Consider the following 13,987-nt stretch of genomic DNA (forward strand, 5'->3'; position numbering starts at 1 on the left):
AACAAATTAAATATTTTATTATGAAAACGAAACATCAGGTACTCATCATTGGCGGCGGTAGTGGAGGGATTATGACTGCAGCTTATATGAAGAGGGTGAATCCCAAAGTAGATATTACAATTATTGAACCTTCCGGTGATCATTATTATCAGGCAGCGTGGACATTGGTCGGCGCGGGCACTTTTAATTTTGAGGATACGCGTCGCAATGAATCTTCGGTGATTCCAAAAGGGGTGCTGTGGATAAAAGATTTTGCTGTTAAAGTAGTTCCGGAAGAGAATAAGGTGATAACAAAAGATTCGGGAGAACATATCTATGATTTTTTAGTCGTTACTCCGGGTTTAATTATGGATTTGGATGCCATGCCTGGCTTGCGTGAAGCATTGAAAACGGATTCGGTTTGCAGCAATTATGTTGATCCCAAACATACCTGGGAAGTATTGAAGAATTTCAAAGGTGGGAATGCCGTCTTTACCCAGCCTTCATCGCCAATAAAATGTGGCGGCGCACCTCAAAAAATCATGTATCTTGCTGAGGAAGCATTTGTAAAGAGCGGTGTTCGCGATAAAACAAATGTTATTTATGCGTCTCCGGGATCTTCCATTTTTGGAGTTAAAGCTTTTGCGGATACGTTGAACGAAGTCATTAAGAGAAAGAAAATAATCACCCGCTTTTTTTACAATCCGGTAAAGATAGATGCTGTGCAAAAGAAAATCTGGTTTAAGTATACCAAGCCGGAGACATCTACCAATAATCTTGCTGCGGATGCTTCTATAAAAGAGAAGTTTGAGGAGGGAAATTTAATAGAGATGTCCTATGACATGCTTCATCTCGCGCCTCCGCAGAAAGCACCTGATTTTATCCGTGAATCTATGCTAGCGCATCAGGACGGTCCTTCTAAAGGCTGGATGAACGTGAACATTAAGACCTTACAGCACGCTCTCTATCCAAATGTTTTTGGTCTTGGGGATGTTGCAGCACTTCCAACCGCGAAGACGGGTGCAGCTATTCGAAAACAAGCACCAGTTGTAGTAGAGAATATACTCTCACTCATAAAACATGGCGGAACACTCTCCCGTGAGTATTCCGGTTATTCCTCTTGTCCATTAGTTACAGGTTATGGTAAAATGGTGCTCGCAGAATTTAAATATGATAATGTCCGCGATTCAGATCCATTACTCAGTAAATTTTGGGATACCTCCAAGGAGCAATACAGTATGTGGATTTTGAAGAAGTATGGTCTCCCGTTCCTCTATTGGAATATGATGATGAAAGGAAAGATGATGGAATAGAAGTTAATTCAGAATTCAGAATTCAGAATGCAGAATTCAGAATTCAGAATTGGGAATAGGTAACCGGGAATATGGAATCGGGATTTCGGAATTGGGATTTCGGAATATTGCACTTGTCTATAGCGAGCTAATCCTACATTCTCATACTTAAAACTATAACTTCCTGTAGCATACCACAATCTACCTGTAGCAAACAGGTTCTGCCTTCTGAACTCTACATTCTGAATCCTACATTCAAAATTCAAAATTCTGAATTCTGCATTCTGAATTCTGAATTAATGATCGTGCATCCCCGGATGATGCGCATGTCCATGCGACAATTCCTCAGCAGTGGCTTCTCTCACGCTCACAACCGTGCCGCTAAAATGCAAATCCTGACCTGCGAGCGGGTGGTTAAAATCTAATAAAATAGTAGTATCTTCTATTCCTGCAATTTTTGCGACCAGTTGATTTCCTTCTCTGTCCAGCAATGGAACCATATTGCCAATGCGTAAAACTTCCAGATCCAATACACCGTCTACCTTAAACATATCGTCCGGAACACGTACCAATGCATCTTCCTCCATCTCTCCATACGCTTCTCCTGAATTGATATTAAAAGCGAAAGGACTGCCTGAAGTTAATCCCATTAAATTTTCTTCAAAGGCAGGAATAAGTTGACCTGAACCTACCAGAAATACGAGTGGATTCTCTTCTCCTGTTTCCTCAACCATGTTTTTTTCACTGCCTGCCTTACTGCTATGTAAAACATAAGTCACTGTTACTACTTTGTTCTGTCCGATTTGCATTGTGTTTAGTTTTTACAAAGGACAGAGTACAAGATGTGATTTCTGACACTTTGGGTTGTTGAATGGCCTACTACAGGCAGGTGCAAATTTACTGAATATTTGGTGTTTTAAATTCATGTGCTCTTCAAAATTAATTGATTGTGAAACAAATAATTGCGGAGAAAGGCCACTCGAAAGTCCTTATCCATTCATAAGAAGTTAGAGATAAAACAAAAATAAATTTTAAAAGTCCCTCCATCTCCATAGATGTCGAGCGGCCAGACTTCTGTACGGCCTCCATGTATTTGAAATCTCTATCATTTTTTGTTTGAGTTCCTTCCTTTCTTCTTTCAGGTTATATAGCGCTATCATCGCTTGTTGTATGCCAATGTCATCAACTGGAAGAATATCGGGTCTGTTTAAGTTAAACATCAATAGCATTTCCGCCGTCCATCTGCCTACACCTTTAATCGAGGAGAGATAGAGGATAAGTTCTTCGTCACTTTTTCTATAAAGTTTGCGATAATCGAGTGTTTGCTCCAACGAAAAGGTGGCAATGTTTTTCAGGTAGCCCGCTTTCTGATAAGATAATCCTGCACTGCGCATCAGCTCAGGGTCTAATTGGAGTATGGATTCCGCTACCGGCTGCTGTTGATCGAAGAGTAAGATAAATCTGCTCCAGATGGTATCGGCAGCCTTTGTTGAAAGCTGTTGTGAAACGATAGCTCTCAATAGTGAAGTAAAAAGATCTTTATGCCCGGTATGGTCGAGTTTGCCGGTTTCCTTAATGATGATTTTCAAATGCGGATCTTTGTTCAAGACTTTATAAGCAGTACTTAAATCCCAATTCATGGTGCAAGGTATGATATATTATTCATGTATTTAACCAACTATTTTTAAGGAATCGCCATTCGAATTCTCCAGTCTTTAGGATAGTAATTATTCCATCGTTGTCGGATCTTCTTTGCCCAACCTAATGCATGACCTTCAAAGTTAATGAGATGCCAGCCTTCCATTTCAGATTCAGCTATGATGGAATCTCCTCTTAAAAAATGTAAAACCTCTTTTAGCTGAAGAGAACAAGCGGGTGTGTCGCTTTTTAATTGAAGACTCATGGCTAATTCCGGTGCGGGAATAAAATCATTTCCCTTGGTCTGTCCAAGAGGTAAGCCCGATTGACGTATATAACATTTTCTTGCTAGTGCTTTTGTCAGAGAGATGATAGCCGGGGTAGCTGCATTCAGATATTCTTCCTGCTGAACTACTTCAAATTTATCCGGTTCTTTCAGCCACAAGCCTTTATTAAAGGAACGATCGGTTTTAAAATTTTGTTCAATGTTTTGTTTTTTATTGCCGGTACCCTTGTATTGTAAAAGGCAACAGTAAAAGCCTTCCGCTGCAACTTTATGAGGAAAGGATTGCCATCCATGAGTGGTAGCTACTATTCCTTCAGGTGCGGGAGGAGTAATGTTAATGAAAGGATGATGTAGGAGTAGTCGTTCTATTTGTTGATCATTTTCGGAAGGTTCATACGTACATGTAGAATAAAGCAGGTACCCCCCCGGCTTAAGAGCGGGAATGATATCCTCTAAAATATTTGTCTGTCGCACTGCACAAACATCCACCTGTTCCGGGCTCCATTCCCGTATAGCTTCCGGATCTTTTCTAAAGAGTCCTTCTCCGCTACAAGGAGCATCTACTACAATAAGGTAAAATAAAACAGTACTAGTCGCTATATCTTTTGCTTCATTTTGCGTGACGATACTATTTGAATATCCCCATTTCGCAAGGTTATGTCTGAGTATTTTATTCCGTCCGGGAATTATTTCATTGCAGATGATATTGCAGTCTTTGGAGAGAAGACTAATCAGATGTGTTGTTTTGCCTCCAGGGGCTGCGCAGAGATCAAGTACATTAGCGGTTTTCAAATCCCCGATCACATCCCTTAATATGGATTCAATAAGCATCGACCCTGCTTCCTGCACATAGTAACAGCCGGCATGGAACAAAGGGTCGAGTGTAAAAACAGGCCTGTCCTTTAAGTATCTTCCTTGTGAACACCAGCTCACCTTTGTGGCATCACGGAAAAGTCCATTGTCTTTTTCGGGATGGATTCGAATACTTACTGGTGAAGGTCCTTGTAAGCAGGCTATAAGAGAAGAAGCTTCACCACCCAATTGATGGTGCATTCTTTTATAAAAATCTTCATATAGTCCTTGCATGGCGTTAGTTCAATTTCTCTTTTGCTTCTCCACAGCGTAATGTAATTTTAGTTTTTCTACCGTGTGAAAAACAATCGGACAAATTCCATAATGAGCTATAATTTTTCGTATTCTATATTTTACAAGAGGTCTTTCCAAATCAGGGAAAGAAATACATGCATTGGGTCGTGATGTGTAGATGGTGCATAAATTACAGGAGAGAAAGATACATGGTTTTTTACTTAGAAACTGAATTTTCGTGTTATCTTCAGTAGAAACTTCTGAATTTGTGAAATCTTCTTGCGAAAGTCCTTTTAAGTGAGCCAACTTTATTAATTCATCAGGTGAGATTCCGGCTTCTAAAACTTTGCAACAATTTGCACATAGCCGGCAGTCGATTGCGGTGGAAATATCTTTTGCTATGGGTAATATGATTTGGTCGAATTCTTTGGCGTTCGCAGCTATTACCTTCTTGAGAAGAATTTGCAATTCTTGTTGTTGAAACCTTGCTGCGTCTGCTATTTTACTTAAATTGATTTCCACCTTGTGTTTTAGTTATTCTTCAATGAAATCGAGATTTTTCCCATATGTTTCAGGTAGATAAAATACAGCGATCAATGCCAGGCTCCAGACGATTCCTCCTGTTATGGCAAGACTTTGAATAAGATCTATTCTGAAATATGATTCTAACCAAAGATGTAGTGGAACCAGCAATGTAACGGCACCACGCATAAAATTGGTGACAGTAGCAGTTATCAAAACTCTGAGATTGGTTCCAAAATGTTCGGCTGTGGCAGTCACAAAAACCGAAAGATAGCCGCAACCTGTTCCCATAAGTAAGGAAGTAAGATATATACCGGAACTATTACTGATGAGAATAAAATGAAAGAGGGTAGATGCCAGAGCGAAAAGCATATAGGCGATCATCACTTTTTTCCTGGTCCTTAGAAGTTGACTTAGAATCCCACTGCTTAAATCTCCAACAGTTATTCCAATTTGAAAAAGGATAAAGCAGGTCGCCAGTTGTAAACCTTCAATGTTTTTTAATGCTGCAATTTCAGGAGAAAGAGTAATTAAAAGTCCCACACTGTACCAAATGGGAATACCGGTTAGAATACAAGCTAAATAAGTGAGTGAACGTTTTCTATTGGAAAATAGTAAAGGAAAGGATCCTCTCATAATGCCATCAGCTGATGTTCGCTTACTAAACATTTCAGGTTCTATCGTGCTCATTCTTAGAAGGAGAAGTAGCAATCCTATACAGCCCGCGGCGAAAAATGCGATTCTCCAGGGAACGACGTTTCCAATTAATCCTGCAGTTACTGCACCCATTGCTCCTAAAGTCGCTACCATAATAGTTCCATAGCCTCGTCGCTCAATGGTCATCGATTCACTCACCAATGTAATGCCGGCACCAAGCTCTCCTGCAAGACCCGCCCCGGCCAAAAATCGAATCACTGCATAAGAAGTAGTATCCTCAACAAAGGCATTCGCAATATTACTAATTGAGTATAACAAGATCGATCCATAAAGAACGTATACCCTTCCTTTCCGGTCACCAATAATTCCTGTGATTATTCCGCCTACAATCATCCCAGCCATCTGAATCGCTAAAATATTTTCACCCGTGCGGGTGAGGTCTTTTCCGCTTAATCCTAAGTCCTTCAAACTGGGAATCCTGTAAATATTAAAGAGAAAAAGATCAAATGCATCAATAAAAAAGCCAAGGCCGGCCGCGAAAACAACGAGATTGAAGGGTGATTTTTGGAGTGACATATTAAAGTATGGCGAATCTAGGTGTTTTTACTGTAAATTCAATTTGTTGATATTCAGTGCGCTATAAGTAGAATATGTACTTTAACTGATATGCGGCAATGATAATTTAATTTATAAGCATTGAACTTATTTCCAATTTAATTGTGGAACTTTGCCCACCGGTAAAAAAATAAATATTCTTAAAACATATAAATATGAAAAAACTTATTCTTGTTTCCTGTGCCATTGTGTTCGCAACCCTGGTTGCTGATGCACAATCTCTGAAAGTTCCTGCTCCTTCACCTTCACAAACATTGAAGCAGGATTTCGCATTATCAACTATTGAAATTTCTTATTCCCGCCCTGGTGTTAAGAATCGTACCATATTTGGGGATATTGTTCCTTTTGGTACATTGTGGAGAACTGGTGCAAATTCAGCAACTACAATTTCTTTTGGCGACACAGTGATGATAGGTGGTGTAAAAGTGAACCCCGGAAAGTATGGCTTATTGACAATTCCCGGTCAAACAGAATGGGTGGTCATTATCAGTAAAAGCACAACAACTACAGGTGCTGATGATTATAAGAAAGAAGAAGATGTTGTTCGCATGAATGTGAAGCCATCTGCATTAAGCAGCAAAGTAGAAACTTTTACCATTCAATTGGAGAACATTAAAAATAATTCATGTGATTTGCAATTGATGTGGGATAAAACAATGGTTTCAGTGGGGATCAGTACTGATATCGATGGCCGGATTATGAAGGATATTCAGAAATTGGTAGTAAATGATAGCCGACCATATGGTGCTGCGGCTAATTACTATATGGAGAATGGAAAGGACTTGAAGTTAGCTGCGGAATGGTATGACAAAGCTATTGCAGGTAATCCTAAAGCCTATTGGTTGGTTCATCAAAAAGCGAATTGTCAGGCGAAGATGGGCTTAAAGAAAGAAGCTGTTGAAACGGCAAATAAGTCTATTGCCATCGCAAAAGAACAAGGCGATGATAATTATGTGCGATTGAATGAAAAGTTAATCGAGACTTTGAAATAATATGAAAGAAAATTTAATAAAAAGGGGAGCTAAAAACTCCCCTTTTTTTATTTAATCACTTCTCCTTCAAATTTCACAGTCAGCCCAATTTTGACTTCAAAGACATGGTCTATAGGTGCCGTAGTAAATCCGGATAACTTGAATTTAAATTTAGATTGTTTAAAATAACTGAGTAGTTCTACATCTGAAACATCGAGGTCAATTGTATTTAAACCGCCGGTGGGAACAGGATCTTTTTTTGCAAACTCGATCAAACCGGTACCACTCAAATTTCCTATTTCTGCATTTATCTTATTGGTCAGATCAAAGGTATACGGTGTACTATTGCTGTCTATCATTGTCAAAGTTACTGCTTTGATTTTTACAGAATTCAAATTATCTATACTTACCCCATTATCAGACACAAGTCCTTGTATATCGGTATCGAATTCAATAGTTCCCATTTCAATATTACCTTGTGTTGTCGTAGGATTAACCTGAATAGTGAATTCTGCATAGTCATTTGTAAATGAAAATGCAGTGGGGTTATCTTTGTCGCAGGAAGTGGTAGTAAGTACCATGGCGACTAACAGAGCGTAGAGGTATCTTTTCATGATTTGGATTTTGTAAATTATAGGAGACCAATTTAGGAAAAATACCAAAGAATTCCAATAAAAAAGTACGATTTTTATCCGGTGACCTGAAATTTAGGAAGAATCAGTTTTAAGAGGAGAGATAACAGAATCACAAAGGCACAACCGATGAGGTTTAACCAAAGAAATGAAATGGTATCGGAAAAATAGATGGCTATCACCAATACTTCAGTAATCAGTGCAGCAATAAACACCTGATTTCCCTCAATTGATTTCAAAAAGAGCGCTACTGAAAAAATACCCAGAATTGTTCCGTAGAAGAGAGATCCCAGAATATTCACTGCTTCTATCAATGAGCCCATTCTTCCTGCTAATTGTGCTACAATAATGCAGAAGATCCCCCAGGCTAATGTATAGTATCTGGATAATTTCAAATTTCGGGCATCCGTTCGATCCTTAGGTCGTGCCAGATGATGCCAGTCGATCATGCAGGTCGAGGCCAGTGAATTCAATGCAGCGGCAATGGAACCCCATGCGGCAAGGAATATGATAGCGATGAGTAATCCGACTAATCCTCGTGGTAAATTATTTACAACAAAGTGAAGAAAAATATAATTGGTATCATTGGAATCTGCAGAGGCATTTGATTTTTGAATGAGTGTTGCCGCTTTCTTCCTTAGACTTGTGTTTAAAATACTTAAAGAATCAAGTTTTGATTTATAGAAATAACTACGCATCTCGTCTCCGGATTTTTCAGCATTCAGGTAGTTAACAGCTACTTCATTCTGCAATTTTTGCAAGGAAGAATAATTTGTTTCAATGTCTGAAATTTCGTTCCCATAGCTACCTTCTCTCGCTGAATCCAGCATTTTCGTGTTAAAATAGACCGGACTCTTATAGAAAGTATAAAAGGTGAAAACCAATGCACCCACCAATAAAATTAAAAATTGCATAGGGATTTTGACAAATCCGTTCATCAATAATCCTGCTCTGCTTTCATTGGTATTTTTTGCAGTCAGGTAACGACCAACTTGCGATTGATCTGTCCCGAAATAGGAGAGCGCGAGAAAGAATCCCCCAATAATACCACTGAAAATATTGTACTTGTCATTCCAGTTGAAGCCATTTTCATTGAAACCGCTCGTGATTACATTTAATTTACCGGATGCCCCTGCAATTTTTAACGCGTCTGCAAATCCCATATCCTCCGGCAGTAAATGAACCACCATGTATCCGGAAAGGAACATGGCAAGAAAAATAATGATGAGTTGCTGCGTTTGGGTATACGATACCGCTTTAACTCCGCCACTTACTGTATAAATGATGAGCAAACCTCCCATCAATAAGTTGGTAAGATGAATATTCCAACCCAATAAGGAAGAAAGTATGAGTGATGGAGCATAAATACTGATACCGGTAGATAAACCTCTCTGAAGCAGGAAAAGAAAGGAGGTGAGCAATCTGGTTTTGGTGTCAAATCTTTTTTCCAGATATTCATACGCCGTATAGATGTTCAGCTTACTGTAAATAGGAATGAAGAAAATGCATATAAATATCATCGCCAGCGGCAGTCCGAAATAGTATTGAACAAAACGCATTCCATCAGTATAGGCTTGCCCCGGAGCTGATAGAAACGTAATGGCACTCGCCTGTGTTCCCATAATGGAAAACAGAACAATATACCAGGGCAAAGAGCGATTGTTTAAAAAATAGCTCTCAAGATTTTTTTGACCCCTGCTTTTATATATACCGTAAATAATTACAGAGAATAACGTAACGATCAATACAATCCAGTCGAGGAGGCTCATTGGAAATAATTACTAAACCATGTATAAAATGCTATTTGGAAAAATAAAAATGCGATCAGATACAGATAATTCTTCCACTTGTATTTTTCATCTTCCTTACTCATAGTTTGGTGATCAGTTGTTTCTATTTCTTATCGTTAGATGGCTTTTGTCCGATGAGGTTGGCAAATAAGCGGAAAGCTCCCGGAACTCCAGCCGGAAGTTGACGAAAGAAGGAGAGCCCGGTATAAATATAAGTTCCCTTTCCATATTTGGTCACTATGAGACTCCCTTCTTGCGGTTGCTCGCCCTTGTCATTCATCAATAAAATATTGGTGAAAGCCGAATCTATTTTTGTCGCGAAATATAGGCCTCGTTCCTGTACCCAGCCTTCAAAGTCTTTGGAGGTAATTTTATTCGGATGATTTAAGAGGGGGTGATTTTCATCCGTTAAGGTTACTACAGCCTCTTCTTCTGTGACTCTGTTCCTGCTGATGGTGTATGGATACGGCGTCATGATCGATGCAGGATGAAGATTAGAATTGGTATTGTACTGTACTAAAAATGTTCCTCCCTTTTCTACATAGGCCATTATTTTGCTGAATACAGATGGAAGATTTTTATCGGTATTGTATGCTCTGATTCCGGTTACAATGGCATCATACTGATCCAGATTAATTTCAGAAATTTCTTCTGCAGTTACTTCATCCGATTGAATTCCGATTTGCTTTAACATGACCGCTACATCATCACCGGCGCCTTTGATGTATAAGATTTTAGTCGCGTTAGTTTTAATATCGGCAAATTTTAACGTTGTCTTAAGTTCAGGAAACCACGTAATAGGTGGAATATGATCATAGGTGATCTCTTTACTACTCTTCAGTTGTTCCGTAGTGGCATTTTTCATTTGAAATCTGAAACTCAATGCAGCATCTTGCAAGGTTTTCTCTGTTGGCTGTATGAAAAAATCGATTTCCTTTTCTTCTCCCTTTAGGGAAAAGGATAAAAGGGTATCGGTAATATTTATTTTCCATCCTTTATCTCCTGTAATATCGGTATAAAGTTTAATCTGCTCCGATTGGGAACCTTCGTATTTAAGTTTAAGTTTATATTTTCTTTTACTAAGATTATTATAAATAGAAGTGTTTTCGGATAGACGACCGGTTAGTAGGGGAGCTATCACTAAAGGTTTTATCGATTCGCCTTTTACTGGATCGGTTACTTTATAAGTGACAGGTATTTCAATGGGGATTCTGCTATCCTTTAAAACAATTTCGGCTTGCAAAATAATGGGTTCGGGATTCCATGCTTGTCCTGTAAGTAAAATATCCGGAATCTTAAAGGTACCTTTGTCGGGAGTTGTTTGCAGCCAATACGGTTGAGTTGTTGCAGATGGTCCTTTCAGAATGATCGCTTTGTTTTGCATCGTTTGGTTGACAAGTGAAAAGGTACTGCTGCTGTCATTGTATTGATTTCGTAGTAAACGAACCGTAACAGAATCATATTCGCGGACGACCATCTGTAAATTCACATGCAAGGTATCGTTTATGGCGTACTTTTCACTGAATGAATAGGCGGATTTCCACAGTCCAAGACAATCCGAAATGATGAGATCGAGTTCTTTTAACTTCTGATTTTTTATACTATGATCAGGGAGTTGTGAAATGATTTTGCGAAGATTTATAAGAGAGGGTATGGATGAGGAAGGCTTTTTGAAATCAAATGCCGTAAGTGTGCTATTAATTAGTTGTATAATTTCATTTCCATCTTTTTGCGAGGCCCAGAAATTATCATTCTTAAAAACATCAGTCACATTGGTATCACCTGCCACCGGACTGAAATACTCTATTTGAGTTCCTCTTTGTGAGGGTACACCAAATCCCTGGCTTTTATGCTGAGATCTGCTTTCGGCAGATAACTCTCCGTAACTTTTTCCAAGCAAAGGATTATAACTACCCACATCAATCTTTAGTTGTTGTTCACTTGTAGTGTTGTTCCCTCCAAACTTAAATGTATTCCAGTAGAGCCTTTTTACTTGCCACGATCCTAACGATGTAACTTGTTGAGGGAACTTAGAAGGATCAGCAGCCATATCAAATGCTTCTTTCGCCAATAGGGCACTGGAGGAATGATGTCCATGTCCTGCACGTTGATCTGGTGGAAAGCGACAAATCATTACGTCGGGTTTGATTTTACGGATAACATACACCATGTCTTCCAATATTTTTTCTCGGTTCCAAAGTGTAATCGTTTCTTCTGAAGTTTTTGAATAACCAAAATCATAAGCCCGGGTAAAATATTGTTCACCGCCATCAATAGTTCGTGCTGCCATCAGTTCTCTGGTGCGAATTAGACCCAGGTCTACGCCAAGTTCTGCTCCGATTAAATTCTGACCACCATCTCCTCTGGTCAATGAAATATATGCCGTTCGAAATAGTTTTTCTTTCGACATCCAGGTGATTAATCTCGTGTTTTCGTCATCCGGATGTGCAGCAATATATAAAACCGTGGTAGTTTGTTCCAGCTTTTTGATACGACGGTAGATGTCTGATGAAGATTGAGCCAGAGCGCTGTTATAGGTCATAATCAATAGCAATTGAAGTATGACCTGAAGAGGTGTTGAATGATTTTTCATGATTGTAGAGGTCCAAAGATACAGACAATGCCATTAAAAAAGGAAAGGTCGTTACCTGTCAGATAACGACCCTTCCTAATGCTTGGTAAATTAATTTACTTTGTGATGACCAGTGTTTTAGTTGCTGTCATAACACCGTTCACGTACAATGAATAGAGGTATGAACCAGCACTCATATCTGCAGCAGAAAGTTGAACCTGTCCGGACTTGTTACCATTGATACTTACTTCACGGATCAATTTACCATCCATAGTAGTGATCATTAATCTTGCATCACTTGTATTTGAAGGGATTTCAAAATTGATAATTGTGGAATTACTAAATGGGTTAGGTTGATTCTGATCTAAACGAACATCACTCAGGCTGGCGCCGGTTTTACTGGTAGAAGGAGCGTTCGCTTCGAGGCGGGCTAAACGTGTTTCAAGGGCAATCAGTTGCTTTTGCATATCAGCTATTGCAGCGTCCTTGGCAGCAATTTGTACTTGTTGTTCCTGAATGGCAGAAGTAAGTACCGGAATCATTCCCATGTAATTTACAACTTTCACATCGGCTTTTTCAGAAATAATTCTTCCTGTTTTCGGATGAATTTTTTCCGGCATTGTAGTTTCTACAACCATATCAGGGAATTGTTGTTGTAAGTTCTCGGCCAGGAAGCCGGTTTGCAAGCCTGCAGGAAGGTGAAGTTTTGGAAATTCAGCTGTTTTATAATTGTAGGTAGCTGTTTTCACATTCATAAGGCGAGACAACACGCTATGAAGTGGCTGTACATTCTTTTTCATTCTTTCATCAGAGAGTTGAAAGTAGCGATATCCGAATACATTTCCCTGAAAATAGCCTGCATAGTCACGAACGCCGCCTACCGTTGCGGTGTCCGTTGCAATTCCCCATACAGATATATTTTGGGTAGAATTTTCGGCGATTCCAAAAACTCCGTTTCCTTGTTCTCCCCCGTCTGATTGTCCCCATACACCGGTTGGAAAACCTGTTGTTCCTGCTACAGAAGATGATCCCAATACTCCAATTATACCGGAACCGCTAACTCCAAATAAATTACTAATTCCTTCTACACCCGCTAAGTTTCCGACCCCCTGAACTCCAATGCCGCTGGTATCAGATGGAGTGGAAGTACCTTTAATAGCAATAACATCTGCACTGCCTACATACTTTCCGGTAACGTTTACTACCGGCTCAGTCGCAGAAGTCAATCCAAGAATATCCAATCGGGATACAGGTGCAGCATTTGCTATACCAACTTTACCGGTGCCGGTGATCACCATTCGGGTTGCATTCTTGGTTTTGAATTTTAAAGGTATGTTGTTTATTGTACCAATAAAATCATTGGTTGTCGCATTTGAATTTCCCTGTAATAACCATCCTGTTTGTGCATGGCTATTCATACTTAGGCAGGCAATGCCTAGTACAGTAATTGTAGTGAGAAGTGTTTTTTTCATAAGTATTGTTTTAGTTTTATTTGATTATAAAATTATGACTTTATTTACTATTTAGAAATAAAAAGCATATTTATTTTCTGTTTACCTGCAGCCACTGCAAATTTTACTGAATTCGAGTGTCTGTTTATTCACAACGCTGAGTTATTTATTGTTTTTGAAACCATTGTTCAATACTATCTGATTGGGGTGTAAATCACGGAAATCATGGCTATTTTCGCTATTGCATTGATTATTAGGGTTATGTTTTTATAAACTTTGAGAGGCCAGGTGACTTTTAACCAATCGTATTCAGCACTGAGCGGTAAAAACATCATTAATCTTCCCGTAAGTGATTTGAAAGCGGGTGTTTACATGGTGAAAGTAAATATAGGTGGTTCCGTCCTAAACAGCCGTCTTGTTTTCAACTAGTTCGTACATTATTAATCATAAAACGGTCTCTTTAATCAGGGGCCTTTTTTTTTGAATAGTTGCAAGC

General features: G+C 39.1%; 12 protein-coding genes. 3 read left to right on the top strand and 9 right to left on the bottom strand.

The features are described from left to right. Positions 1 to 20: 20 nt before the first annotated feature. A complete protein-coding gene (locus tag IPJ86_07865) occupies positions 21 to 1,292 on the top strand; it encodes an NAD(P)/FAD-dependent oxidoreductase (GenBank protein MBK7887207.1) in 1,272 nt (423 codons plus the stop codon). A 275-nt stretch (positions 1,293 to 1,567) separates the two neighbouring features. Here IPJ86_07865 and IPJ86_07870 read toward each other — a convergent pair whose 3' ends face one another. From IPJ86_07870 to IPJ86_07890, 5 genes are all read right to left on the bottom strand, one after another. Continuing rightward, positions 1,568 to 2,080, bottom strand: a complete 513-nt coding sequence (locus tag IPJ86_07870; GenBank protein ID MBK7887208.1) for a peptidylprolyl isomerase — start codon at positions 2,078 to 2,080, stop codon at positions 1,568 to 1,570. Positions 2,081 to 2,302: 222 nt separating this feature from the next. Then, positions 2,303 to 2,911, bottom strand: coding sequence for a DNA-3-methyladenine glycosylase 2 family protein (locus IPJ86_07875; protein ID MBK7887209.1), 609 nt, complete (start codon positions 2,909 to 2,911; stop codon positions 2,303 to 2,305). Between the two features lie 44 nt (positions 2,912 to 2,955). Continuing rightward, complete coding sequence (locus IPJ86_07880) at positions 2,956 to 4,281, bottom strand: RNA methyltransferase (protein ID MBK7887210.1); 1,326 nt, start codon at positions 4,279 to 4,281, stop codon at positions 2,956 to 2,958. 9 nt (positions 4,282 to 4,290) lie between these two features. Beyond that, a complete protein-coding gene (locus IPJ86_07885; protein ID MBK7887211.1) occupies positions 4,291 to 4,803 on the bottom strand; it encodes a YkgJ family cysteine cluster protein in 513 nt (170 codons plus the stop codon). A gap of 12 nt (positions 4,804 to 4,815) precedes the next feature. Continuing rightward, entirely contained in the window at positions 4,816 to 6,036 is a 1,221-nt protein-coding gene (locus IPJ86_07890; GenBank protein MBK7887212.1) for an MFS transporter, read from the bottom strand. A 194-nt stretch (positions 6,037 to 6,230) separates the two neighbouring features. Here IPJ86_07890 and IPJ86_07895 point away from each other — a divergent pair, with 194 nt between their 5' ends. Next, positions 6,231 to 7,067: a DUF2911 domain-containing protein gene (locus IPJ86_07895; GenBank protein ID MBK7887213.1), complete on the top strand. Its 837-nt coding sequence runs from the start codon at positions 6,231 to 6,233 to the stop codon at positions 7,065 to 7,067. Positions 7,068 to 7,114: 47 nt separating this feature from the next. Here the strand turns inward: IPJ86_07895 and IPJ86_07900 are convergent, their stop codons facing one another. The 4 genes from IPJ86_07900 to IPJ86_07915 all read right to left on the bottom strand — a co-directional run bounded on the left by IPJ86_07900 (position 7,115) and on the right by IPJ86_07915 (position 13,512). After that, a complete protein-coding gene (locus IPJ86_07900; protein ID MBK7887214.1) occupies positions 7,115 to 7,660 on the bottom strand; it encodes a hypothetical protein in 546 nt (181 codons plus the stop codon). Between the two features lie 74 nt (positions 7,661 to 7,734). Beyond that, a complete protein-coding gene (locus IPJ86_07905) occupies positions 7,735 to 9,447 on the bottom strand; it encodes a sodium:solute symporter (protein ID MBK7887215.1) in 1,713 nt (570 codons plus the stop codon). Between the two features lie 124 nt (positions 9,448 to 9,571). Then, positions 9,572 to 12,061 carry a PIG-L family deacetylase gene (locus tag IPJ86_07910; protein ID MBK7887216.1) on the bottom strand — a complete coding sequence of 830 codons (2,490 nt, stop codon included), beginning with the start codon at positions 12,059 to 12,061 and terminating at the stop codon, positions 9,572 to 9,574. Positions 12,062 to 12,156: 95 nt separating this feature from the next. Beyond that, complete coding sequence (locus IPJ86_07915) at positions 12,157 to 13,512, bottom strand: tail fiber domain-containing protein (GenBank protein ID MBK7887217.1); 1,356 nt, start codon at positions 13,510 to 13,512, stop codon at positions 12,157 to 12,159. Positions 13,513 to 13,767: 255 nt separating this feature from the next. Here IPJ86_07915 and IPJ86_07920 point away from each other — a divergent pair, with 255 nt between their 5' ends. Next, positions 13,768 to 13,920, top strand: coding sequence for a T9SS type A sorting domain-containing protein (locus IPJ86_07920; GenBank protein MBK7887218.1), 153 nt, complete (start codon positions 13,768 to 13,770; stop codon positions 13,918 to 13,920). Positions 13,921 to 13,987 lie beyond the last annotated feature (67 nt).

This window comes from Bacteroidota bacterium (assembly GCA_016713925.1).
GTDB lineage: Bacteria > Bacteroidota > Bacteroidia > AKYH767-A > OLB10 > JAJTFW01.

Bases quoted from the DNA above. Each gene is read 5' to 3' on its own strand.
- IPJ86_07915 (MBK7887217.1), bottom strand. From the start codon at position 13,512: ATGAAAAAAACACTTCTCACTACAATTACTGTACTAGGCATTGCCTGC.
- IPJ86_07865 (MBK7887207.1), top strand. From the start codon at position 21: ATGAAAACGAAACATCAGGTACTCATCATTGGCGGCGGTAGTGGAGGG.
- IPJ86_07880 (MBK7887210.1), bottom strand. From the start codon at position 4,281: ATGCAAGGACTATATGAAGATTTTTATAAAAGAATGCACCATCAATTG.
- IPJ86_07870 (MBK7887208.1), bottom strand. From the start codon at position 2,080: ATGCAAATCGGACAGAACAAAGTAGTAACAGTGACTTATGTTTTACAT.
- IPJ86_07890 (MBK7887212.1), bottom strand. From the start codon at position 6,036: ATGTCACTCCAAAAATCACCCTTCAATCTCGTTGTTTTCGCGGCCGGC.
- IPJ86_07905 (MBK7887215.1), bottom strand. From the start codon at position 9,447: ATGAGCCTCCTCGACTGGATTGTATTGATCGTTACGTTATTCTCTGTA.
- IPJ86_07875 (MBK7887209.1), bottom strand. From the start codon at position 2,911: ATGAATTGGGATTTAAGTACTGCTTATAAAGTCTTGAACAAAGATCCG.
- IPJ86_07895 (MBK7887213.1), top strand. From the start codon at position 6,231: ATGAAAAAACTTATTCTTGTTTCCTGTGCCATTGTGTTCGCAACCCTG.
- IPJ86_07910 (MBK7887216.1), bottom strand. From the start codon at position 12,061: ATGAAAAATCATTCAACACCTCTTCAGGTCATACTTCAATTGCTATTG.
- IPJ86_07900 (MBK7887214.1), bottom strand. From the start codon at position 7,660: ATGAAAAGATACCTCTACGCTCTGTTAGTCGCCATGGTACTTACTACC.